This is a genomic window from Bacillus sp. FSL W7-1354 (assembly GCF_038002405.1).
In the GTDB taxonomy this organism is placed as follows: Bacteria; Bacillota; Bacilli; order Bacillales; family Bacillaceae; genus Bacillus; species Bacillus paralicheniformis.
Map to the genome: position 1 here is coordinate 3,168,526 of NZ_JBBOCL010000001.1, position 22,966 is coordinate 3,191,491.

General features: G+C 46.2%; 22 protein-coding genes, 1 pseudogene and 1 riboswitch. Of the genes and pseudogenes, 2 read left to right on the plus strand and 21 right to left on the minus strand.

Features of this window, described 5'->3' with window-relative positions:
- Positions 1–30: 30 nt before the first annotated feature.
- The 9 genes from MKZ04_RS16115 to tenA all read right to left on the minus strand — a co-directional run bounded on the left by MKZ04_RS16115 (position 31) and on the right by tenA (position 11,049).
- Complete coding sequence (locus tag MKZ04_RS16115; RefSeq protein WP_123032423.1) at positions 31–2,112, minus strand: catalase; 2,082 nt, start codon at positions 2,110–2,112, stop codon at positions 31–33.
- Positions 2,113–2,258: 146 nt separating this feature from the next.
- Positions 2,259–2,711, minus strand: coding sequence for an AraC family transcriptional regulator (locus MKZ04_RS16120; protein ID WP_020453495.1), 453 nt, complete (start codon positions 2,709–2,711; stop codon positions 2,259–2,261).
- Between the two features lie 166 nt (positions 2,712–2,877).
- A complete protein-coding gene (locus MKZ04_RS16125; RefSeq protein ID WP_020453496.1) occupies positions 2,878–4,296 on the minus strand; it encodes a glycoside hydrolase family 1 protein in 1,419 nt (472 codons plus the stop codon).
- A 13-nt stretch (positions 4,297–4,309) separates the two neighbouring features.
- Entirely contained in the window at positions 4,310–6,145 is a 1,836-nt protein-coding gene (locus MKZ04_RS16130; RefSeq protein WP_123032422.1) for a PTS beta-glucoside transporter subunit IIBCA, read from the minus strand.
- 306 nt (positions 6,146–6,451) lie between these two features.
- Positions 6,452–7,285 (minus strand): BglG family transcription antiterminator LicT, encoded by an 834-nt coding sequence (gene licT, locus MKZ04_RS16135; protein WP_020453498.1) that lies wholly within the window; start codon positions 7,283–7,285, stop codon positions 6,452–6,454.
- 183 nt (positions 7,286–7,468) lie between these two features.
- Complete coding sequence (locus tag MKZ04_RS16140; RefSeq protein ID WP_145608545.1) at positions 7,469–8,203, minus strand: energy-coupling factor transporter transmembrane component T family protein; 735 nt, start codon at positions 8,201–8,203, stop codon at positions 7,469–7,471.
- The gene (locus MKZ04_RS16145) at positions 8,200–9,792 is read right to left on the minus strand and encodes an ABC transporter ATP-binding protein (protein ID WP_101561299.1); all 1,593 of its coding nucleotides are present in this window, start codon (positions 9,790–9,792) and stop codon (positions 8,200–8,202) included. The genes MKZ04_RS16140 and MKZ04_RS16145 overlap by 4 nt, the downstream gene beginning before the upstream one ends.
- The gene (locus tag MKZ04_RS16150) at positions 9,767–10,366 is read right to left on the minus strand and encodes an ECF transporter S component (RefSeq protein ID WP_020453501.1); all 600 of its coding nucleotides are present in this window, start codon (positions 10,364–10,366) and stop codon (positions 9,767–9,769) included. Before MKZ04_RS16150 ends, MKZ04_RS16145 begins: the two co-directional genes overlap by 26 nt.
- A complete protein-coding gene (gene tenA, locus MKZ04_RS16155) occupies positions 10,363–11,049 on the minus strand; it encodes a thiaminase II (protein WP_020453502.1) in 687 nt (228 codons plus the stop codon). The genes MKZ04_RS16150 and tenA overlap by 4 nt, the downstream gene beginning before the upstream one ends.
- A gap of 113 nt (positions 11,050–11,162) precedes the next feature.
- A riboswitch (TPP riboswitch) is annotated at positions 11,163–11,267 on the minus strand.
- 203 nt (positions 11,268–11,470) lie between these two features.
- Between tenA and MKZ04_RS16160 the strand changes: the two genes are divergently transcribed.
- Positions 11,471–11,629: a hypothetical protein gene (locus tag MKZ04_RS16160; protein WP_020453503.1), complete on the plus strand. Its 159-nt coding sequence runs from the start codon at positions 11,471–11,473 to the stop codon at positions 11,627–11,629.
- A gap of 50 nt (positions 11,630–11,679) precedes the next feature.
- On the opposite strand, the gene aceA is transcribed toward MKZ04_RS16160, so the two are convergent.
- From aceA to yhfH, 3 genes are read right to left on the minus strand one after another with little or no spacing between them, the layout of a single operon-like run.
- Positions 11,680–12,951, minus strand: coding sequence for an isocitrate lyase (gene aceA, locus MKZ04_RS16165; RefSeq protein ID WP_341046333.1), 1,272 nt, complete (start codon positions 12,949–12,951; stop codon positions 11,680–11,682).
- A gap of 14 nt (positions 12,952–12,965) precedes the next feature.
- Entirely contained in the window at positions 12,966–14,555 is a 1,590-nt protein-coding gene (gene aceB, locus MKZ04_RS16170) for a malate synthase A (protein ID WP_341046335.1), read from the minus strand.
- Positions 14,556–14,597: 42 nt separating this feature from the next.
- Positions 14,598–14,735: a protein YhfH gene (yhfH, locus tag MKZ04_RS16175; RefSeq protein ID WP_023856901.1), complete on the minus strand. Its 138-nt coding sequence runs from the start codon at positions 14,733–14,735 to the stop codon at positions 14,598–14,600.
- Positions 14,736–14,949: 214 nt separating this feature from the next.
- Between yhfH and MKZ04_RS16180 the strand changes: the two genes are divergently transcribed.
- On the plus strand, positions 14,950–17,130 hold the full coding sequence (locus tag MKZ04_RS16180; protein WP_341047171.1) for an ArnT family glycosyltransferase: 2,181 nt from the start codon (positions 14,950–14,952) through the stop codon (positions 17,128–17,130).
- A gap of 41 nt (positions 17,131–17,171) precedes the next feature.
- On the opposite strand, the pseudogene MKZ04_RS16185 reads toward MKZ04_RS16180, so the two are convergent.
- The 9 genes and pseudogenes from MKZ04_RS16185 to MKZ04_RS16225 form a co-directional block, all read right to left on the minus strand.
- A pseudogene (locus MKZ04_RS16185) lies at positions 17,172–17,488 on the minus strand (DUF2716 domain-containing protein).
- Positions 17,489–17,570: 82 nt separating this feature from the next.
- The gene (locus MKZ04_RS16190; protein ID WP_341046337.1) at positions 17,571–18,308 is read right to left on the minus strand and encodes a DUF2750 domain-containing protein; all 738 of its coding nucleotides are present in this window, start codon (positions 18,306–18,308) and stop codon (positions 17,571–17,573) included.
- 25 nt (positions 18,309–18,333) lie between these two features.
- Positions 18,334–18,687 carry a YxiJ family protein gene (locus MKZ04_RS16195; RefSeq protein WP_026580354.1) on the minus strand — a complete coding sequence of 118 codons (354 nt, stop codon included), beginning with the start codon at positions 18,685–18,687 and terminating at the stop codon, positions 18,334–18,336.
- 190 nt (positions 18,688–18,877) lie between these two features.
- Positions 18,878–19,351 (minus strand): hypothetical protein, encoded by a 474-nt coding sequence (locus tag MKZ04_RS16200; protein WP_230368297.1) that lies wholly within the window; start codon positions 19,349–19,351, stop codon positions 18,878–18,880.
- A gap of 14 nt (positions 19,352–19,365) precedes the next feature.
- On the minus strand, positions 19,366–20,124 hold the full coding sequence (locus MKZ04_RS16205) for a hypothetical protein (protein ID WP_101561294.1): 759 nt from the start codon (positions 20,122–20,124) through the stop codon (positions 19,366–19,368).
- Positions 20,100–20,486 (minus strand): hypothetical protein, encoded by a 387-nt coding sequence (locus tag MKZ04_RS16210; protein WP_306738993.1) that lies wholly within the window; start codon positions 20,484–20,486, stop codon positions 20,100–20,102. Before MKZ04_RS16210 ends, MKZ04_RS16205 begins: the two co-directional genes overlap by 25 nt.
- On the minus strand, positions 20,449–21,123 hold the full coding sequence (locus MKZ04_RS16215) for a DUF7003 family protein (protein ID WP_051967027.1): 675 nt from the start codon (positions 21,121–21,123) through the stop codon (positions 20,449–20,451). The genes MKZ04_RS16210 and MKZ04_RS16215 overlap by 38 nt, the downstream gene beginning before the upstream one ends.
- Positions 21,124–21,146: 23 nt before the next feature.
- Positions 21,147–21,839 carry a DUF7003 family protein gene (locus MKZ04_RS16220; RefSeq protein ID WP_096748407.1) on the minus strand — a complete coding sequence of 231 codons (693 nt, stop codon included), beginning with the start codon at positions 21,837–21,839 and terminating at the stop codon, positions 21,147–21,149.
- A 182-nt stretch (positions 21,840–22,021) separates the two neighbouring features.
- Positions 22,022–22,783: a hypothetical protein gene (locus tag MKZ04_RS16225; protein ID WP_026580359.1), complete on the minus strand. Its 762-nt coding sequence runs from the start codon at positions 22,781–22,783 to the stop codon at positions 22,022–22,024.
- Positions 22,784–22,966: the final 183 nt, after the last annotated feature.

Below are 22,966 nucleotides of genomic sequence, written 5' to 3' on the forward strand. Positions count from 1 at the left end.
GGGCAGGCATTTAGCCTGCCTCTTTTTTTATTAAACTTGTCTATCCCAATGGCGGTGCCCGCCGATCGCTTCGACCAGCTTTTTGCCGAAGTCGTCTTTGCTCTTATCATCGCGAGAGGTGATAATGCCCGGCTGTGCTGCCGCGTGGGACCCGGCGGCGGACAGCAGGAGATCGATCCCTTTGCCTGCGGCTCCGATCGCTTTATAATGTCCGAATGCTTCATTGATAAAATCCGATGCGGCTTTATGCAATTGCAGGCGTTCAATGCTTTCTTGGCCGCCCGGAATATAAACGGCATCGTACAGCACGGAATCGACCGTCTGCAAAGTGTTACCGACTTCTATTTCTGTACCGCCGGTCCCTTTGATCACGCCGAGTGCCGAGCTGACGATGTCCGGAATGATGTCGGCTTTTTTGAACTCTTTCAACACCCGGCTGATGTCCTCATCATCAAAACCTTGCTCTGCTAAAATGGCGACGGTCCTCGTCTGCGGCAGTTTGACCGTGTTTTCCTGGCTGAGCGCAGGGGATTTGAACGTCACATTGGAGCCTTCGTCTTTTTCAGGGGGCTCTACGCCTACACCGGCAGCGATTTGCTTGGCAAGCTCCCTGTCAACCCGGTTAAACATATGAACGACTTGGCGGCGGACGTCCTTGCTTTTGACCTTTCCGACTTCAAAGCGGAACGCCGAAATGATATGTTCTTTTTCAACGGGAGACATGCTGTTCCAAAACAGCTTCGCCTGCGAATAGTGATCATTAAAGCTTTCGCTGCGCTGGCGGATTTTTTTGCCCTCGACTTTTTCCTCGTAGTGCACATATCCGCCTTCTTCTTCTGAAGCAGGCGCCGGATCGTTGTTTTGCAGCGAATTTTTATGATAAGCGACAGGCCCTTTGTTAATCGTCATTCTGTGATAGCCGTCATACTGGTTGTTATGGAACGGACAGACCGGCCGGTTGATCGGAATTTCATGAAAGTTCGGACCTCCCAATCGGATCAGCTGTGTGTCCGTATAGGAAAAGAGCCGGCCCTGCAAAAGCGGATCGTTTGTAAAATCGATTCCCGGAACAACGTGGCCCGGATGGAAAGCGGCCTGTTCCGTTTCGGCAAAAACGTTATCCTGGTTTCGATTCAGCGTCATTTTACCGATGATCTTAACAGGAACCATTTCTTCCGGCCAAAGCTTTGTCGGATCAAGGATATCAAAGTCAAACTTGAACTCGTCTTCTTCGTCAATCATTTGCACGCCGAGCTCATACTCCACTTCATCGCCTCTTTCGATCGCTTCCCAAAGATCGCGGCGGTGATAGTCGGGATCTTTCCCGGCGATTGTCTGCGCTTCGTCCCAGACGAGCGAATGGACGCCAAGGACGGGCTTCCAGTGAAATTTAACAAAGCGCGCCTTGCCTTCTTCATTTACAAACCTGAACGTATGAACGCCGAAGCCTTCCATCATCCTGTAGCTTCGCGGAATCGCCCTGTCAGACATCGCCCACATGATCATGTGAGCCGTTTCTTCATTGTTGGCGACAAAGTCCCAAAACGTATCGTGCGCCGTAGAAGCCTGCGGCATTTCGTTATTCGGTTCCGGCTTAAAGGCGTGCACAAGGTCAGGAAACTTGATGGCATCCTGAATGAAGAAAACAGGGATGTTATTGCCAACGAGATCATAGTTCCCTTCTTCTGTATAAAACTTTGTCGCGAATCCTCTGACATCACGGACGGTATCACCCGAGCCCCTGGAACCGGCTACAGTCGAGAACCTGACAAACACCGGTGTTTTCACTGACGGATCTTGAAGAAACTTTGCTTTCGTATATTCCGTCATCGGCTCGTAAACCTGGAAATAGCCATGCGCGCCAAAACCCCTCGCATGGACGACCCGCTCCGGAATCCGTTCATGGTCGAAATGGGTCATTTTTTCACGAAAATGAAAGTCCTCCATCAGCGTCGGACCGCGCACGCCTGCTTTTAAGGAGTGCTCGTCTTCAGATACGCGTAAACCTTGGTTCGTCGTCATTTTTTTGCCCCGGTTGTCAGACCGGTACTGTTCAAGTTGCTGATCCTTGCTGTGCTCATTGACGTTGCGGCGGCCATCATTGTTATTCACTTGTCATCCCTCCCCATTCTTATTCCCTATGTAGTTGATCTGGATTGCTATTTTATGATTTACCCTGTCTATCAGCGAGTTAAACGCAACGCTCGTTAAAGGGAAATGTAATTTTAATAAATTCAAAGTTTGCACAAGAAAATGAATTAAACCGATTTTAAAGGTACACATATTTCACAATACGGGTTGCTCAACATATCCCCCGTGTATTTTTCCATTATTGGTCTATTGTCCAGTTGAAATTCATTGTTTTGCAGAGATGAAAAAATATCAGAATATGCTTTTTGAATATCTTCTGCTGTATGTTTAACATCGTAAATCAGGTATTTTCCGCCGGAAATTTCCCCTTCAAAAACTGAATCATCGACTTGATAATCATGTGGTATCACAATACAAGCATCAAATCTACACTGATCAGGAGATGTTGTTTCCGGGTTATCCTGTGGAATCGCAAACAGAATGGCAGACTCAAGAAGACCTTTTTCCTTAGCCCATTTTTTTAATGCCTCCATTACCTCAATATTGGCAGGACCGTACGGACCAACTCGTCGCATATAAGCAATACGATAGTTTGGAAGTGTTTCAACTTTGAATGTCATAGATTTTTTCTTCCTTTCCTGATTGTTGTTCGTTACGTTTCGAATGTAACATGCTTTAAAAATAATCACATTTTTATTTTTAAAATTTTCTGTAAATTTTAAAATGATCATTTCCACAACAAAAAAGAGGATATTCAGAGATCATCTGAACATCCTCTTTCTTTGTTTAATCTAGTGTTTCGCCGTTTGAAGCAATCAAGTCTTTATACCAGTAAAAGCTTTTTTTGCGAATGCGGCGCAAGTCTTTCAAATCAAATTCGTCGCGGTTCACATAAATAAATCCGTAGCGTTTTGAACAGCCTTGATGGGTTGAAATCAAGTCGATGGCAGACCATGGGGAGTAGCCGAAAACATCGACTCCATCCGTGATCGCCAGCTGAATTTGCTTAATATGTTCCTTTAAATAATCGATGCGGTAGTCGTCATTTACGACATCTCCGTCTTCAAGCTGATCAAACGCGCCGAGGCCGTTCTCAGTGATGATCAGCGGCAGCTGATAGCGGTCATAGATCTCGCGCAGCGTCGAACGGAAACCGACAGGGTCGATCTCCCAGCCAAATGCGTTTTTCTTTAAGTGCGGATTGCTGCTTCCCCTGTATACGCCTTCTTCTCCCGTCTGCAAATGCTGGTCGCCGCCTCGGGCAGCCGTGTCGCTGCCGTCATCCCTGCTCGCTTCAGCCGTTTGCGACGTATAGTAGTTAAACGCGATAAAGTCCGGCTTGGCTGACCGCAGAATATCCATATCTCCTTCGGCGATGACCGGTGTGCAGTCTTTTTCTTTCATATATGCCCATGCCGTTGTATTGTACCGTCCGAATACGGCCATATCCAAGTAAAGCCAGTTGCGGATCGCATTATAGTTAAAAGCCGCCAGCACGTCCTCCGGTTTCGAAGAAGCAGGATAGATGAGCGCGATATTCGGCGCAGGGCCGATTTTCGCTTCCGGCAGCATCTCATGGCAAAGCTTGATCGCTTTTGCCTGTGCGACAAGCATGTGATGGTTTTGCTGATATAGCTCTTTTTTCGGGTTTTCCAAGTTTGGATCAAGTGTGCCGAGTGCAGATCCGTGGAGGATCATCATATTTTGCTCGTTGATGGTCAGCCAGTATTTGACGCGGTCTCCGTAGCTTTCAAAAAGGATTCTCGCATACTTTTCAAAGGCGTCAATCGTGGCCCTGTCCGACCAGCCGCCTTTTTTCTGCAAAGCATTCGGCAGATCAAAGTGGTACATCGTAACAATCGGTTCGATTCCATATTTCAGGAGTTCATCGATCAAACGGCTGTAAAATTCGATGCCCTTCGGATTAATATCGCCGTCCCCGTCCGGAATGATGCGCGTCCAGGCAATCGAAAAACGGTACGCTTTGAAGCCCATTTCCGCAAACAAAGCGATATCTTCTTTATAGCGGTGGTAATGGTCGCTTGCGACTTTAAAATCGGTTGTCCCTTCCGGGTAGCTTTCGCGCGCATCGATGACAGAAGGCCCTTTTCCATCTTCATCCCAAGCGCCCTCCACTTGATAAGCGGAAGTAGACGCGCCCCACAAAAATTCTTCCGGAAATTGAGCTAATGTTTTATATTTCATGATTATTTTCCTCCTATTGTGATGAAATTAAAGTGATGATCGGTTCTTCAGTCTTCACCTGTTTTTGATCCGTTGGAATGATATCCGTGTATTGACCGGAATTTGTAACGATGATTGGTGTTTTCACGTCAAACCCTTCTTCTTTCAAAGCGTCCAGATTGAATTCTGCGAGTATATCACCCCGTTTCACTTTTTGCCCCTGCTCGACCTTGGAATTGAAGTGCCTTCCATCGAGTCTGACCGTGTCCATTCCGATATGAATCAAAATCTCGGCTCCGCTTTCTGACGTTATGCCGTATGCGTGACCCGTCGGAAATGCCGTTGTCACGATGCCGTCCGCAGGGGCGGTGACAACGCCTTTTGACGGAAGCACCGCGATTCCTTTTCCAAGCGCCCCCGATGCGAACACTTTATCTGATACTTCTGTTAACGGCAGGACTTCTCCTTGCAAAGGGCTGCAAATTGGTTCACCGGCGCTTTTTTCAACGGGCTGCTCTTTCGTCTCCTCCACAGGGTCGTCAAAGCCGACAATGTAAGTGAGCAAAATTGATAAAACAAACGAAACTGTAATTCCGATGATAAAGCCGAGAAAGCCCGGTCCGTAAAAAATCGGAATCGTCAACAAGCCCGGAGCGCCGGAAGCGAGGGCGACACTGCCGGAGTATCCGATAATGGCTCCGCCTGCCGCCGCACTGATGACACCGCATACAAACGGCTTTTTCAGCCTGAGTGTCACCCCGTAGACGGCCGGCTCTGTAATCCCGAATATCCCGGTAACGGCAGCAGATCCTGCCAATGCTTTCAACTTCTTGTTTTTCGTCTTCAGCATGACACCAAACGCAGCTCCTGTTTGGGCAAACACGGCGGCTGCCGTCGCCGGTTTGATGTAGTCCTTGCCGTGGACGGCAATGTTGTTCAAAATGACAGGGACGATCCCCCAGTGAATGCCGAAGATGACAAGGATTTGCCATAAGGCCGCGATAATCGCTCCTGCCAGAATCGGGCTGAAATCAAAAACGGACAGAATCGCCGCCGCAATCCCGTTTCCTGTGTAAACACCGAGCGGTCCGAATACGATCAAAGTTAACGGCACCATCACCGTCAGGCATAATAAAGGGGTGATAAAGTTCTTCACGCTTTCATGAATAAAGCGCATACATAATCTTTCAAGATAGCTCATTACAAATACGGCAAGGATAATCGGGATAACGGTCGACGTATAATTCATCAAGACGACCGGAATGCCGAAAAACTCCGTCTGGGCGCCGCTGTTTTTCAGTTCGAGTATCGTTGGATAGATCAGCGCCCCGGCGATCGTCAGCGCTATGAACGGGTTCGCTCCAAATTTTTTGGCGGCCGTAACGGCGAGCAGCAAAGGCAGGAAATAAAACAGGCTGTCGGCTGCCGCGTATAGAATCGTATATGTCGTCTCTTCCGGCGAGAGCCAGCCGGCGTTTGTGCAAATCAAAAGCAGGCCTTTTAAAATCCCCGCTCCTGCCATGACGCCGAGCAGCGGAGTGAAAATGCTAGATACGATATCTACCAATCTACCGGTGAGGCTTCCTTTCTCTTTTTGGCTGTGATCGGCCGCAGAACCTTCCAACAGTTGAGAGATCCGGCCGATTTCTTTATAGACTTCAGGAACGTTATTGCCGATAACGACTTGAAATTGTCCGCCGCTCTCCACCACGGTTACCACACCATCCGTATTTTCAAGCGCTTCTCTGTCTGCTTTGGAACGGTCTTTCAGTTTGAAGCGAAGCCTTGTCGCGCAATGGACAAGCGATACAACGTTCTTCTCCCCGCCTACGCGCTCCAGAATTTCTTTTGCCATTGATTGAACATCCATCGTTGATCATCTCCTGTCTCTCCTAAAGCCCTATTAAGCTGTTAAAAAAAAACCTAAACTAAAGCCAGTACAAAGAAGGCTTAGTTTAGGTTTTGCCTGCCGAACAGTAACAATCCCGTTTTAAGACATCAAGTAAATAAAAAAACCTAAATCACTGTGAAACAAGGGCATAAGAGTGCCGCTTCACAGTCATTTAGGTTTTGCCTGCATGATCAGTAACAATCCTAACAACCTGTATAAGTTGATGTAAGTAAAAAGTAGCATACATTTATCCAATTGTCAACGCTTTCATTTTAGCATCATCCTCTATTTTTGATGAACGACCCGCTCGATATGAATCGTCAAATACAGAAGCTCTTCGTTTGTCAGCTGATGACCGTATTCTTTTTCGATGTACTGCCTGATTTTATTTGTACACACATAAGCGTCGCGGTACTTATTTTTGACGGTTTCAAATAAAAAGTCGTCCCGGCTTTCCATATAGGCTCCGCTGAACAGCCGCTGCGCGAAAAATTTCAAATGGGTAATGAAGCGGTAATAGTGAAGCGATTCTTCGTCAAAATCGATATGAAAGTGATATTTGACGATGCTTAAAATCTCCTGCATGACTTTCGTAATATTGACGATGTTCGGCATTTCTTCATTCAGCTCGGCGTTTACGATATGGAGTGCGATAAAAGCGGCTTCATCCTCCGGAAGAGCTGTCCCCGTCTTCTTTTCAATGATGGCCAGCGCCTCTTTGCCGATGGCGAACTCATCTTTATACAGCCGTTTTGTCTCCCAAAGCAGGGCGTTTTTAATATCCAGACCCTTTTTATGCCGTTCGACGGCGAAATGAATATGGTCGGTCAGCGAGACATAAATGCTGTCATTCAGCTTCTTGCCGAGCTTTAATTTCGCATAGGAGATAATTTCTTCAGACATTTCCATAAATTCGATCGGAATTTCGTCCAACAGCGTCTTAAACCTTTCTGATACATCTTTATTGTCAAGCCTGAAAATCTTCTCGATTCTCGATTCATCCACCGCTTCCCCAGGCTTTTTTTGAAAAGCGATTCCCCTGCCCATGACCACTAATTCCTGACCCTGTTCATTTAAAACACTGATCACATTGTTGTTGATCACTTTGGCAATTTTCACATCGCGCCACTCCCATCTTGTAAGGGGATTTTTTTATATTTCTTTTTTCATATGGTACACATTGATTGTACAACCTTTTTGGCCTAGGTCAATATATTTCAGTCAACGTCCGAAATATTTACATTTTACAGAATGCCCGATTTATAAAAAAAGAGCCGCAGTGCGGCCCTGTAAAAAACCCTCTTAAAAAATGAGCAAAATTCCCGCTGTGACTGACGCCAGACCCGCAAAATAAACGAAGTCTTTTCCGGAGAGCCGCGCTGTTTGATAGTAGGTGCGGTCTTTTGCACCGGTAAACCCTCTCGCTTCCATGGCAACGGCGATTCTTTCCGACTTGCGGATGCCTTGCGAAAACAAAGGCAGCGCATAGCGAATAAACGCCTTCCAGCTGTTTTTTTGCTTATAGCCTCTGATTTTGTGCGCTGCCTTCATTTGCGAAAGCTCAGACTGAAAAAGCGGAACAAAACGGAAGCCGGCCAGCAAGCCATAAGCCCATTTAGGCGACAGCCTGCATTGATGAATCAGGCTCATAATAAACTGCGTCAAATCGGTTGTTGATGTAAACAAAAGACCGTATGTGACAAAGCCGAGCATCCGGAGCGCGATTGTCAGCCCATTGCCGACGCTTTCCTCGGTGACGCGGAACCAGGCCCATTCCCAAATCGTTTCCTCGCCTTTTCCAAAAGCGGCCATCATCCAAAAGACGAGAATAAAAAAGACGAGATAAGGCAACAGCCGCTTACTTAAATAAGACAAAGTCCATCCCCCGAAAAAAATTCCGATGGCAACCGCAAACAGCCAAATGAATAGAGTCGGTTTCGGATTTGAAACAAACATGAGCAAGCACATGACCAGGAGGTGGGAAAAGAGCTTGGCGCTCGGGTTCAATGCCGAAAGAAGTGAACCATTGCTTTTCATACGGGAACCCTCTCCTTTCTTTCATGCATGAACCGGTAATGAAGCGGCGGTATCAATGAAAAGCGGCGGACGAGGCCTTGATCAGAAAATAATCGATACGGCGTTCCTTGAAATGCCGCTTTCCCTTGATGAAACACGATGACACGGCCGGAATGCTCATCTACGATGTCCATGTCGTGCGTCACCATCACAATCGTCGTTCCCCGTTCCTGCCGTTCCTTTAACCGCTTGATTAATTCTTGCGCCGTCCTTTCGTCCTGACCGAATGTCGGCTCGTCAAGCAGCAGCAGATCCTGGTCAAACAAAAGCATTGTCGCAACGCTTAAACGCCGTTTCTGCCCGAGGCTTAATGTAAAGGGGTGCACTTTTTGATGAGCGTCAAGTCCGAATTCCCGCAGCAATTCAGCCGTTTTCTTTTCGACCCGGTCCTCCGGCCATCCCCGCTGCCTCGCCCCGAACGCGATCTCGTCAAACACCGTGTCCCGAATAAATTGAAGCTCGGGATTTTGAAAAACAAAGCCGGCCTTCTCATAGAGCGTACGGTCGGACCATTTCTTCAGCTCCCGATCCTCAAGATAAAGGCGCCCTTTTTTGACGGCTTCAAGCCTGATCAGACTTTTTAAAAACGTACTCTTTCCGCTCCCGTTCTCGCCGATGACCGAAATCCATTCTCCCCTTGGAATCTCAAGGGTGATGCCGTCGGCAACGATCTTTTTCCGATAGCCGATCGCCGCGTCGTCTGCGCGGATCAATATGTCTCTGTCAGCTGCAGGCCTGTTTTTCGCCTCCTCCTCTTTCATTTTCAATGTAGAAGAGAGCTTGACGGCGAGCGGATGATCATCTTGTGTGATGACATCTTCCCATACCGCAGGGTACAGTTTCGGCTGCCAGATGCCCGCCGCTTTCATCTCCGGCTGAAAATGTTTCACGATTTCTTCCGGCTTTCCGTCAGCGATGATCTGTCCCTTTCCATTGAAAAGAATGACGCGGTCCATCCACTCGATACAGCCGTCCAGCACGTGTTCGACGAACACCATCGTCTGTCCGCTTTTTCGTGAAACGTTACGAAGCAAGGCAAAGATGTCTTTCCGGCTGGCCGGGTCCAGCTGCGCCGTCGGCTCGTCAAAAAACAGCACTTCAGGCTCCAGAGCGAGCAGGGACGCTAATGCCAGTCTCTGCTTCATACCGCCTGACAAGGTTTCGATCGGCGTTTTCTGATCTATCTTTAATCCGACTTGCTCCATCAGCTCCGAGATGATGCCGTTCATATCTTTTGGGGAGACGGATCGGTTTTCTAGGCTAAAAGCGATTTCCTCATCAACATGAAGCATGCAGAACTGCGAATCCGGATCCTGAAACATAACGCCGGCGCTCTTTCTGCGATTGACCTCTCCGCTGACTTCAGCTTCGACATGTTCAGGAATGATGCCGGAAAGCACGGACAACAGTGTCGATTTGCCGCTTCCGCTCGGACCGAGTATCAGCACTTTCTCTCCCTGCCCAATCGACAGCGAGACCCGGTCTAGGACTGTTTCAGGACGATGATAAAAACGGACGGAAAGGTTACTGCATCCGAGAAATGAACGCATCGGCATCATCCTTCTTCCGCTGTTCCTTCATGATCTCATACTGATTCAGGACTCCCGTTTTCGCAAGCGCTTCGACAACGGCTTTTGCCAGCCAGCCGCCGAGTACAATGCCGCTGATGATTTGGATGATAAGCGTCATGATCAGCGTTTGCGTCGTATAGTAGGCAAAACCGTTCGCCATCAGGCTGTATGTCATGCTTCCGACCGCGGCAAGCGCACCGGAAAGCATAAGGGTAAACAAGTTGTAACGCTTATAGCGAAAGATCGCAAAAGCGATTTCCGCACCGGCTCCCTGGAACACACCGATTAATAATGCTGACAGTCCAAAGTGGCTTCCGGTCAGCAGTTCGACCGCCGCAGCTGCCGTCTCGGCAATCAGCGCCGCACCCGGTTTACGGATGATATAAGCGACAATCGGGCTGGCGATCACCCAAATGCCGAACATAAAGTTCGCTCCGACAGGCCCGACAATAGCTGAAACAGGGATCCACAAGGTGGACCATCCTAAGTAAATGACGCCGCATGCAACGGACAAGATCACTGCCATCACGACTTCTTTCATGTTCCAATTCATCGTCTCACCGCCTCCATTTCCACAGGCCAATCTTCAACTGTATAAGCCATCTCCCAAAAGCCGTATTCAAGCTGACAGCTTTGCAAAAAAAGCTCCTTCATTTTTTCTTTTTCAGCCTTGCCCGCTGTTTCGGCCCATTCATCCAGGCGGGCGCAAAACTTCGTCGTGATTGAATCGGTTCGGTCTCCGTAAAAACAGATCCAGTCATAAAATGGATGCGACGGGTCAGGCTGAACGTCCATCATCAGTTTTTTTCCGATCTCCCAATATGTCCACGGACAAGGCAGCAAGACGGCTAATATCTCTCCCAGCGTGCCTTCGTGCGCCGCCGTCAGCATATGGCGGATATAATGATGGGCAGAAGGCGCAAGCGGATAGCCCTGCAGAGATTCATACTCCACCCCCGCGGCCCGGCACAGGTTGTTGTGCGGGTGCACTTCGCTGTTTAATACAAATGAAATCTGCTCATGAAACATCTCCATGTCTTTCCGGTTTTGACACTTGGAAATTGCAATTCCGTAGATTTGAATAAAAGCGTTCAAATACTCGTAATCTTGCTTCACATAATGAATAAGCTGCTCCTTTTTCAGCTTGCCGGACGCCAGTCCCAATACAAACGGATGCTCAAAAATGGCTTCAAAAATAGGGTCTGCCTCGCGGCGAAGTTCTGCAGAAAAACTCATGTAGATAGCCTCCTCAGCAATCGGTTTTATAAGGAAGGCACAGGGGGAGCGAGCCGCTTTTTACGCAAAAAAGCCGCCCCAAAATGGAGCGGCCTTTGTATGATGAAATCATAAAGACACCGGCTCCACTTCCCTACGCTAGTATGAACTAGATCAGGTTCAAAGGGTCCAAGATCGCTTCTTGTCTCAGCCGGCTTACGGCTCCCCTAGTGGACTTCCTATTACATTAACTTTTACTCTACACATCAATGATTATGATGTCAACCTGAGTTTTTCAGTTTTATTCTTGTATAGGACCGCCGGGTTTCATCCAGAAGATGCAGCGGGTAAAAATATTTATGGAAAAATGTTAATTTTCTGAAACCTTTTGCAGGCTTGTTCGTCTAATATAGTGAAGACAAAAAATTTGGAGGGGATATTTATGATGATGTTTATCTTGATTTTGACAATGGCTGTGTATTTGTTCTATTCTTTCAGCAAAGACAACCGGCCGGCCAAAAGAAACAACAAGAATCATCAGACACTGACTGTTATTAGGGAAAACCCTTTTACCGCCCCTTCCAATGATGTCAATTGCTAACTTGATAGACAACAAGCAAGCCGCCCCATGACGGGCGGCTTTTTACGTTTTTAGGATTGAAATTGTTCCGCTTCAGTCGATCCCTTCAGTGCAGTGGTTGATGAAGTCCCGCCTGTCACAACCTGGGCGACTTCATCAAAGTAGCTCGTTCCGACTTCGCGCTGATGCCTTGTCGCCGTATAGCCGTGGACTTCGCTGGCAAACTCGGCCTGCTGCAGATCAGAATACGCCGCCATTCCGCGGTGCTTATATTGTCGGGCCAATTCAAACATGCCGTGGTTTAAGGCGTGGAAGCCTGCCAGTGTGACAAATTGAAATTTATAGCCCATTTCACTGAGTTGTTTCTGGAAGTTCAAGATGGTGTTGTCATCCAGTTTGGCCTTCCAGTTGAACGAAGGGGAGCAGTTGTAGGCGAGCAGTTTGCCCGGGAATTTTTCATGGATCGCCTGTGCAAACCGGCGGGCTTCTTCAATATTCGGCTCAGACGTTTCACACCAGATCAAATCGGCATACGGCGCATACGCCAAACCTCTCGCAATCGCCTGATCAAGGCCCGGCTTTGTTTTGAAGAACCCTTCCGCTGTTCGCTCTCCCGTCAAAAACGGCGCATCATATGAATCGACGTCGCTTGTGATCAGGTCGGCCGCATTCGCGTCCGTACGGGCAATAAGAATGGTCGGGACTCCCATCACGTCTGCGGCGAGGCGCGCGGAAATCAAATTACGCACCGCCGTTTGCGTCGGAAGCAGCACTTTCCCGCCCAAATGCCCGCACTTTTTCTCAGACGACAACTGGTCTTCAAAGTGAACTCCCGCGGCGCCGGCTTCAATCATACCTTTCATCAGCTCGAACACATTCAGCTGTCCGCCGAAGCCTGCTTCAGCGTCGGCCACAATCGGGGCAAACCAATCGATGTCTTCTTTCCCTTCCATATGATGGATTTGATCTGCGCGCTGCAGCGTGCGGTTAATTTTTTTGACAACTTCCGGCACGCTGTTTGCCGGATAAAGGCTTTGGTCAGGATACATGCTCCCTGACAAATTGGCATCGGCCGCCACCTGCCAACCGCTTAAATAAATCGCTTTCAATCCGGCTTTTACTTGCTGCATGGCTTGATTTCCGGTCAAAGCGCCCAGCGCCGGCACGAAGTCCTCTGTGTGGAGAAGCTTCCACAGCTTTTCGGCGCCGCGCCTTGCAATCGTGTATTCAATCTCAAGCGTGCCCCTCAACCGAATGACGTCAGCCGCCTGATACGGCCTTGTGATCCCTTTCCAGCGTTCTTCATGCTCCCAGCTTTTTGCGAGTTGTTTTTCTTTCAGCATCGCACATTCCCCCATCATATTTTTTCATAAGCGGGTATCGTTAGAAATTCCGCGAATTCATCATCCAAAATCAGCTGTTCAAATAACTGTCCGGCCTCTTCGAACCGGCCGCTCCGAAAATGTTCTATGCCGGCTTCTTCGAAGATTTTCTGCATTTCTTCCTCTTTCATCATCTTGACCATTTCGGCGTTGACTTTCCGGCCATCGTCAAGAACCCCTTTCGGATGGCGAATCCATTGCCAAAGCTGGGCTCTGGAAATCTCCGCCGTTGCTGCGTCCTCCATTAAGTGGTCGATCGGAGCGGCGCCTCTGCCCGACAGCCATGAAGCTAAATAGCGGATGCCGGCGCTGATATTGGTACGGACGCCTGCTTCTGTAATCCGGCCTTGCGGTACTTCCAGCAAGTCTTTTTCCTCGATCTTTACGTCTTCCCGCTTTCTATGAATCTGGTTCGCCGACGGCATATGCTGATTGAATACATCGAGCGCCGTTTGAATCATGCCGGGATGCGCGATCCATGTTCCGTCATGTCCGTCTTTTACTTCACGTTCCTTATCTTCGCGGATTTTGGCAAATGCGGCTTCATTGATCTCAGGTTTGTCTTTAGCGGGAATTTGCGCCGCCATTCCCCCGATCGCATGGACGTTGCGTTTATGACACGTTTGAATCGCCAAGAGGGAGTACGCTCTCATGTTTGGAACCGTCATCGTCACGGCTGAGCGGTCTGGAAGAATGACTTCTTCCCTGTTCCTGAATTTCTTAATAAAGCTGAAAATATAATCCCACCTGCCGCAGTTAAGTCCGGCTGAATGCTCCTTCAATTCATAGAGGATTTCATCCATTTCAAAAGCCGCCAGGATCGTTTCAACGAGAACCGTCGCTTTAATCATCCCCTGCGGAATGCGCAAGTCGTTTTGCGCATACACAAACACGTCGTTCCACAGCCTTGCTTCCAGATGGTTTTCGATTTTTGGAAGGTAGAAATAAGGGCCGCTTCCTTTTTTGATCAGCTCTTTTGCGTTATGGAAAAAATAAAGGCCAAAATCGAACAGGCTTGCTGACACGGGCTTGCCGCCGATCAGCACATGCTTCTCTTCCAAGTGCCATCCCCTCGGTCTTACAATGATGACAGCGGGGTTTTCTTTCAGCTCATAGCGTTTGCCCTGTTCATTCGTAAAAGAAATCGTCCCGCGAACCGCGTCCCGCAAATTAACCTGGCCTTCAATGCAGTTTTTCCAAGTCGGCGAGTTCGCATCTTCAAAGTCGGCCATAAAGACTTTGGCTCCTGAATTTAAAGCATTGATGACCATTTTTCTGTCGACCGGGCCGGTGATTTCAACCCTGCGGTCCTCCAAATCCCGGGGGAGCGGGGCGACCGTCCAGTCCGCCTCGCGGATGTGCTTCGTTTCCGCCAAAAAACCGGGATTCTTCCCTTGATCAATTTCAGCCTGCCTGATCGTTCGCAAATGCAGCAATTCCCGTCTTCTTCCCCCGAAATGTCGTTCAAGACGTCCGATAAACTCCAGCGCTTCTTTTGTCAAAATCTCTTCATACTGCGGATTCATCGATCCGGTTATCTGAGTTCTCTTCTCCTCTGTTTTCATGTCTCCCTACCCCTTTACATGCATTGTTATAAAACAGTTTGCTTACTCGCCTTTTTTGGAAAGACAGCGCTCACATTCCATAAAGTAAGATTCAGCCTGCTCCTCCATCTTTTCACCGCATTCAGGGCAAGTTTTTTTTGGAAGCGTTCTGAAAAATTCCATCGGACTTTTCAAGCTCATTTGTGTCACTCTCCTTTTTATAGAACAGTTTTATATTTTTTATTTCTGTTGTAGTACAGTATACAGCGCAAAAAGAAAAAAGTACACACCTTTTTCCAAAAAATATTTATTTTTTTCCATTCAAACAAAAATAGATTGTTCTCTTTTTATTCATAACTTGTTCATATTTTTCTTCTAGAATAGGGAACATAAAGAGGTGAAAGTGATGATGAAAATAAAAAACAAACAACTTGATGTCACTCTGATTCTGATTTTGTTGGCAGCTCTTATTCTGAATACATATAACATTTGGCAGGACAATGCCGCCAACCAGTATTACTTGGCGGCGGTCAAAAGCATGACGCAAAGCTTCCACAATTTCTTCTTTGCGTCATTCGACTCTTCCGGATTCGTATCAGTAGATAAGCCGCCCCTCGTTTTATGGATTCAGACCATATTTGCGAAAATCTTCGGCGTGCATACGTGGAGTGTGATTTTGCCGCAGGCGCTTGCAGGTGCGGGTTCCGTCTATCTGCTATACGTACTGATTAAACCGAAATTCGGAAAAGGAGCCGCCCGCATTTCAGCGCTGGTGATGGCGCTAACGCCGATCGCGGTTGCCGTAAGCCGGACGAATAATATCGACAGCATGCTCGTCTTCACGCTCCTTTTTGGTACATGGTGCCTGATGAAGACGGTCAAACAAGGCAGGCTGCTCTGGCTGCTCGCTGCATTTGGCCTCATCGGCCTCGGGTTCAATATGAAGATGCTTCAGGCATTCATGGTGCTTCCCGCGTTCTTGCTGTTTTATCTCATCGCGGCCCATGCGAATTGGAAGAAAAAAATTGTGTCCGCTGTTTTATCGCTTATTGTTCTCACCGGCGTTTCGCTTTCTTGGGCGCTTGCTGTCGACTATACATCGGCCGACAGCCGCCCGTATGTCGGAAGCAGTCAAACCAACTCCGTGCTTGAACTGGCTTTCGGCTACAACGGCACAGAGCGGCTGCTCGGCCAGACGACGGGCAACGCCCGCGGCGATATGAACGGTTTTAGAGGAGACATGCAGCAGCCGAACGGCAATGCGCACACTCAGAACGGAAACAATTCTGCCGACAGCTCCAATGGACAAAATGGCGCGATGCAGCCGCCGGGTGCAAGCAGCGCGACCAACGGCAATGCGCAAACTCAAGACGGAAGCCGTTCATCCGACGGCTCCGATGGACAAAACGGTGCAATGCAGCCGCCGGCTGCGGGCAACGCGACCGATGACGGTTCTCAAGGAGCAAACGGCGGCAGTCAGCCTCCAACCGGAGGCGGACCGGGTGGAGGCAACGGCGGGCCCGGTGGCAATGGCGGACCGGGTGCAGGTCAAGGCAGCGGACAAAGCATGAACATGTTCGGCACCGGTGACGCAGGACCCCTGCGGCTCTTCCAATCTGCTTTATCGGGCCAAATTAGCTGGATGCTTCCATTCGCATTATTCGGACTGCTCGGCATGATCATCAGCTGGCTCCGCAGCCGCCGCGAAAATGCAGGCGAAATGAAAGAAACAATCTTTTGGGCTGCATGGCTCGTTCCTGTTGCCGGGTTCTTTAGCATCGCCGGATTCTTTCACCACTACTACTTGATTATGCTGGCACCGCCGATCGCCGCACTGTCAGGAATTGGATGGTACGCGATGTACGCCCTTTACAAAAATCACAAAGACTGGGCAAGCTATCTGCTGCCGGCTGCCGTTCTGACAACGGCAGCATTCCAAGTGTATATTTTAAACGCATATACAAGCCAAATCGACAGCGCCTGGATGTATGTCATGGGCCTCTTGGGGCTGGGTGTCACCATCGCCTTACTGATGCTGAAGCGAAGTCATCCATTCGGAAAGCAGCTCACCATCATCAGCTTGTGCGTGCTTCTTTTGACACCGGTCTATTGGTCGGCAACACCGATCCTTTACGGAGGAAACAGCGTTCTTCCTGAATCGGGGCCTCAGCTGCAAAGCTCCAACGGAGGCGGAATGTTCAGCTCGGATGTGGACACAGGACTGCTCACATACCTCCGGAAAAATAATACCGGCGAAGAGTACCTGTTCGCGACATTGACAACGGTAACCGCAGCCCCGTATATCATCAATGCCGACGAAAATGTCATGGCGCTCGGAGGCTTCAACGGCACAGATCCGATCTTGTCGGTCAGTGAGCTGAAAAACCTCGTCAAAGAAGGAAAAATAAAATACTTTCTGATCAGTGACAACTCAGGCAACAGTGAGCTTGTCTCCTGGATTAAAGAAAACGGAACCGAAATTTCGTCTGATGAATACACCAGTACCACGAACAATACAGACAGCTCCGCACAACAGGGCGCAAGGGGCGGCCTGGGCGGCGGACAGCAGCAAACACTCTACAAGGTTGAGCTGTAGGAAATGAGGAAGCCCATCGGACTCATCCGATGGGCTTTTGATTATGCTTTTCTAAAAATAACCGGCGGATGATGTTCAATATGGTCAAGAAGTTTTTCTCCATAAACGGTCATCGTTTGCCGCCAAGGGTCGCCAAGCACGCCCCATTCAAAATCCCGCTGGAAAAAGAAATAGTAATCCCCATTTGGAAAGATCGGAACCGGCCGTCTTCTTTAAACCCAGCGGACACATCATAGACAATATACGGTCGCGGCGGCTTCATCCTTGAACATTGAAGGCCGGGTTTCCATTTGACGACCCGATTCACCTTTGTCCAAACTTTATCATTTTCCCGGCTGCTTAAAACGGTCCAGCTCATTTGATATCGTTCTCCTTTACCCATTTGACCTTATAGGTTGGCTTCTGATAGCGCGCTTTCTGCTGGTGTTGATGTTTAACTCTTAATAATTCTCCAATTCGGCCAAAATGTCTTCCAAAAAAATATCGACCGGCAATGTAATCGCGTCTTTTGAATTGAAAAAGATGGACGGCTGAATCCCGTCTTCTTTCATGCCCGGCAGCCACTCATTCACGAATTCTTCGAGATCGATCGGCCTGGCTGTGCATTCCCTCCATTCCTGTTCTGCGCACAATTCGGCGTAGTCCTTTGCCGGCCAGAACGGAATCAATTTGCCGCCTTGATCATCCTCCGTCATCACCCATCCGTCGCCATATAATGACCAGACCTCTTCAAAGTCGGCGATTCTTTTAATAAAATACTCGTACCGCTTCTCTTTCGAAGCCTTTAATAAAGCCTCGACTTCTTTTTTGTTCAGCCTTAGCACGATTCGTTCAATGCGTGAAACATCATATGTATGGCAATAAAATTGGAATGTCCCGTCTTCATAATCTTCAACAACATAATTGATATTCTCCCAGCCGGCGTTTAATTGATCGATTTTGAAACCGCCATGCCGGCCTTCAAAATCGGTTAACCGAACAGAAGAAACCTCCTTAAATGTCAAATCAATATGATAGCTGTCATTCTCATCTTCATAGAGAACCGTCATGTCGATCGAGCTGATGTCTTTTCCTTCATGAAATTCTTTGTAGTATTGAAACCGGATAATTTCTTTAATATGAACCGGTGAAAACTCGGGTATTTCTAGATTAAGCTTTTCGTGTTTAGACAACTCCACTATAGTCACCTCTGTATGGGTATGGTCAAGTCTTCCTGCGGTTTACAATCGAACACAACAATCTCCTGACATTTTCATGCATGGCAACCACATGAAAAGTCTCAGGGTAATTTTCGATTTTGTTCTTTGGATAAACTTCAAAAAACGTTTTTTCTAGTGATTGGCGTTGCACCTTAGGCATTTTTTTATCCGCCAAAACGTAACCTAAACTGCCGGCGACGAGCGCAAAATACTCGTAAAAATCCCCTGACAAGCCGTGCCCGTCTTGTTCAAACGCATCCAAATCTGCCGGAAGCGGTCCTGACAAGCGCTTGTCCATATCCTTCAGTTGATTTACAGTATCAGCATCAAGCCGATAATATCTGTATCTTTTCTTCATTGTCCTTCACCCGCAGATCGTAAAAATTCTGTTTTATCAAAAGAAAAGTGGATCTCAATTATTGCCTACATATTGCTCATCACCTTTTACAATCACATTTATATACCTTTAGCTTCGACTTAGAATACGACATTCCGGAAGAGAGCAAAAAATATGTTTCGCCGAAGAAAAACGCCCCTTTAATGATGCATTATTCCACGACATAGACATCAGTCGCATCAAATTCAAACCAGATGACCTTCTCCTTTGATTCAATATGTACATCAACCTTTTGAGTCACGCTATTAAAATATTTTTTATTGTTAACCGGGTCTGCTACTAAAACAACAAAATCATTGATTGAAGCAAGAAAAGAGAGGTATTCTGTCAGCTTGTGTCTTTCTAGCAGTTCTTCTTTAGTCAACATGCACTCAACGTGGATGAGCCTTTTCGATAGGGCATTTACAGCAAATTGTTTATCTTCAATGAATGGGTTCATTTCATCTATGAAATCGGGCGTTCCCATAATTTCGATAAGAATCTGGTTAAAATCGAGATGTTCAAAAAATGTAATGAGGTCATTGTTTGACAGAAGATCGGATGAGTACAGTGAATGGTAATGCAGAAGGTTGATCACATCCAGATTTCCTATACTCGTCAAAGACTCGGTATTTAATTTACACACGGACCGCACTCCTTCTAGTTACTCCAGGTCAGATATGATAGCTTTTGTCTGCTTTCCTTCATAAAGTCACTATTTGCAGCATTCCGTTCTAACTCAAACAATTCTTGAATGGATATATCCGGAAAGGTTTCGTCTAATAAACGGTTTCTTCGATTTGTATACAATACACGAGCGAGCGGCTCATGATTTGAGCTGATAACCTTAAAGGTATAATCGATAATATAGCTTTCTTGTAAACACACTGCCGCGAAGACATGTTCTTTTAATAAGTCTTTCCCTATTTCTGCTGAAGCCGCCTCGTCCATTCCCTTGTAAACCTTATTGAACAGAATGCAGACCGCACTGCCTTCATACTCATCTATCATCTGCATGATATGAAAGTAAGTGTTATGGCTGTCAGGCACAATGATTTTATCCCCAATTTTATAATTTTGTCCTTTAGGAATCTTATAGTTCGCAATCTCTTCTTTAAAACTGTCGCGCAGTTCTTGAGAAACCATAAAGGAAGGGTTATGCAGTTCATTTATAACCGCGGCCACTTCAAACACTTTTTGGCCATCCCGATAGGAAACTGAGGTTCCATCGGCTTCTGAATCAAAGGCTATCCTACCGAATCCTCTTTGCTTTAATTCTTTTCTAATGAGAGAGACAGCCTGCTCTGTCGTTTCTTGATTCAATAATGCTGCCACATCTGCATAAAACCAATATTTTTTGATGACAGAGTCAGGAAAGTAGATATCTATTTTTCCTAATCGAAACGTTCGTTGGTGCACTTTCTCACCTCATCAATGGGGCCGTTCCAGTATTCTTCTATCCAATCCTTTAGTTCCTCTTTATCATGCAAATATGTTTCAGGTGAATCCTTTAAATCGAATCCGCTTAGTAAAATCAACAAATTCCATACCCTCTCATCTTCTACTTCCGGATCGTCAGCGTATACATAACCCCCTGCCCAATCCGAAAGTTCCTCTCTCGCCAAATCTCCTTTTAACACCTGTTTCATTTTGCAGATACAGTCCGATAATTCAGGTTTTTCCACATCTAACACCTCTTTTGTTATCGAATGTGATTCTCCCCATAGGCTTTCTAAACATGCCTTAGTCGATATCGTAATCTTCCCACTGTTTCCAATCATTATTTGGGACCCCTGCACAAACCGGACCTTGTCCAGTTTCAAGATATTCTGCAAATGATTGAAATGAAACTAATTCACTTGGGCTAGTTAAATAATCGGGATACTCCCAATTCTCTGTTTCATACACTTCTTCATAATCGCATTGTAGTCCTAATTCATTCAGAAGATTTTCGGGTTTTATCCAAAGAGCCTCTCTGAAAGATGGATCTTCAAACAAGTTTCTAAAGTATGTTTTCCACGCTCCTTCTTTTGTCTGTTTTTGGTATCTGTTTCTCTGGTTAGCTTTTATACAGTAAAGAGTCTCCACAATTTCAATTTTGGCTACTTCGCTTAATTGATCCAGATTACTTTCATGATATGTTACCAGCTCACCTGCTTTGGTCGTTAAAGAGAAGTCGTCCATAATGATTAAGCTGTAGTTGTCTGAAAAACTGTTGCTGTATGCATGAATAGACAGAAAAGGCCCTTTATCATCTATTTGAAAGCACTGTATTGAAAGTAACCAATCATCTTTATTTAATCGCATTAACGTACATTTACTGCCGATATAGTTACATTCGCGCCATTCAAAAATCGGTCTGTTTAATTCACTAAATTCACCGTCTAATAAACTAAGAATTTCTCTGCTTTTAATCAATGGATTTCTCCCTTAAATACTTTTTAAAAATAATCGACAGAATCTGTGGATGCCCACATTGGCCACTCTGTATTTCCATTGGCATAGTCTGATAGATATGTTGCTTTTTTGCGGCATATTGCTTCGGCAATTGATTCAAAGAAAGGAGAAAGACTTGGCAAATCCTTTTCTGTTTCTGGATGTATCCACGTTTCTGTTGAATACAATTGGTCATACATTAACGGGAGATCAGCAGTTTGGAGTTGTTCATGTTTTGTCAGCCAGAGAGTGTCGAGAAATAAACGGTTTTTACTCATCTGCCTCAAACAGGTAATCCATTCATTCTCCACATTAATATTTGCTTGCACTTTTTGCTCAATAAAAAAATGAAATACTTTCTCTCTAAGGACAATGCTAAACGGATTTTTTGCAAAGCCGGTTTCCACATCCTCCAACTCTAATTTGTTTCCTTTTTCGTCCAAAAACGCAAACGGCTCATCAACTAAAAAGCTTGCTTCATGATTAATTACTTGATTGCCCATCGCATGAAAATCAATAGCCGGTCCCAATTTTGACAATCCGAACAACTGAAACGTCAAGAGCCAGTTATCCCCTTCAACAAATACCGAAAGTTTGCCTTTTACGAAATCGAAATTTCCGTTATCAAGCAACGGAAACTCTCCCTTTTTGAATGAATCATCAAGCAATGCAAGAATCGCTTCTTTATTTTTGAGCACGATCATCACCCCCGTTTTGCCTTTTGCTAACACTTTTTGGTTTTTTGTGTAATTAAATTGCTATTCGTCTAAAACGCCTTACCACTAATCCAATTTCCGAAAGCTCATGGTGTTTTATGATCGTTTAACAGCTACCATGGCTACTCCTAGTTAATATATCAGGCCACACACTGGATATTTATTTATGTTTCATACTTAATGATATCTTCCATTGAAATGCCGTTAGAATACTTCATTAGAATCGTCTCTATACATAAATGGCCGAATATTCCTATGGGGTTATAAATGGCCTTACCTGTTTTCTGATCTACTTCTGTTAATACATCATCTCCACCTAAAGAGCCTTCTTTTCCTTCACTAATAAAATATTTTCCTTCCTCATAAGTAATAAATCTTAATTTGGATTCATCATATTGTTTCAACAAATCTTGAGTTGCTTTAGAAACAACCTTCCAATCATCCTGCAAAAAACCAGTGTAACTTGTATTTGCTACAAATAGCTTATTTTCTTCTTTTAGTAAATCACGTATCATAGCTTTACTCAGCTTTTGATCTACAAAAATGTCATAATACTGAATTAGCACATCATCATCTTTACGTTTTGCCAAGTTTCCTTCCAAAACCCATGCATAGCTGTATTTATTTATCTCCTCTAAGGGAATCTCAATAATAGCGCCGGGCACAATTTTTGACAGGGACTTAGCTTTTTTTGTTGAAGCTTTTATATCTGTAATTTGTCTTTCGTTTAGCTCAGGAAAAAATGAATCTCCATTTGTGTTCAATACATGAAGCAATGTTACGAAAAATTCGTCTAAAGCCGGTTCCCTATCCAAATGCTCCTTGGACATTTTATAGAATTTCTCTACCGCATCGTGAAGGATATCCAATCCGTCATCACCGATCATAATGTTCTTGTTTTTATGTTCTTCTTCCCAAATGCCCAATAGAAAGCTCCTTTCAACTCTTTCTTCTCTATTGCAACTGACAGCAAGTATTCATAGCGTTTCTTCCGTATGTATACAGCCGCCTGTCCAGTACTATTTTAAATGTTTCTGTACCTGGACAACCGCAAGCTGTGGAATTAACCAAGGTATCGTCAAACAATCGCTCTTTTGTATCAAAATGGT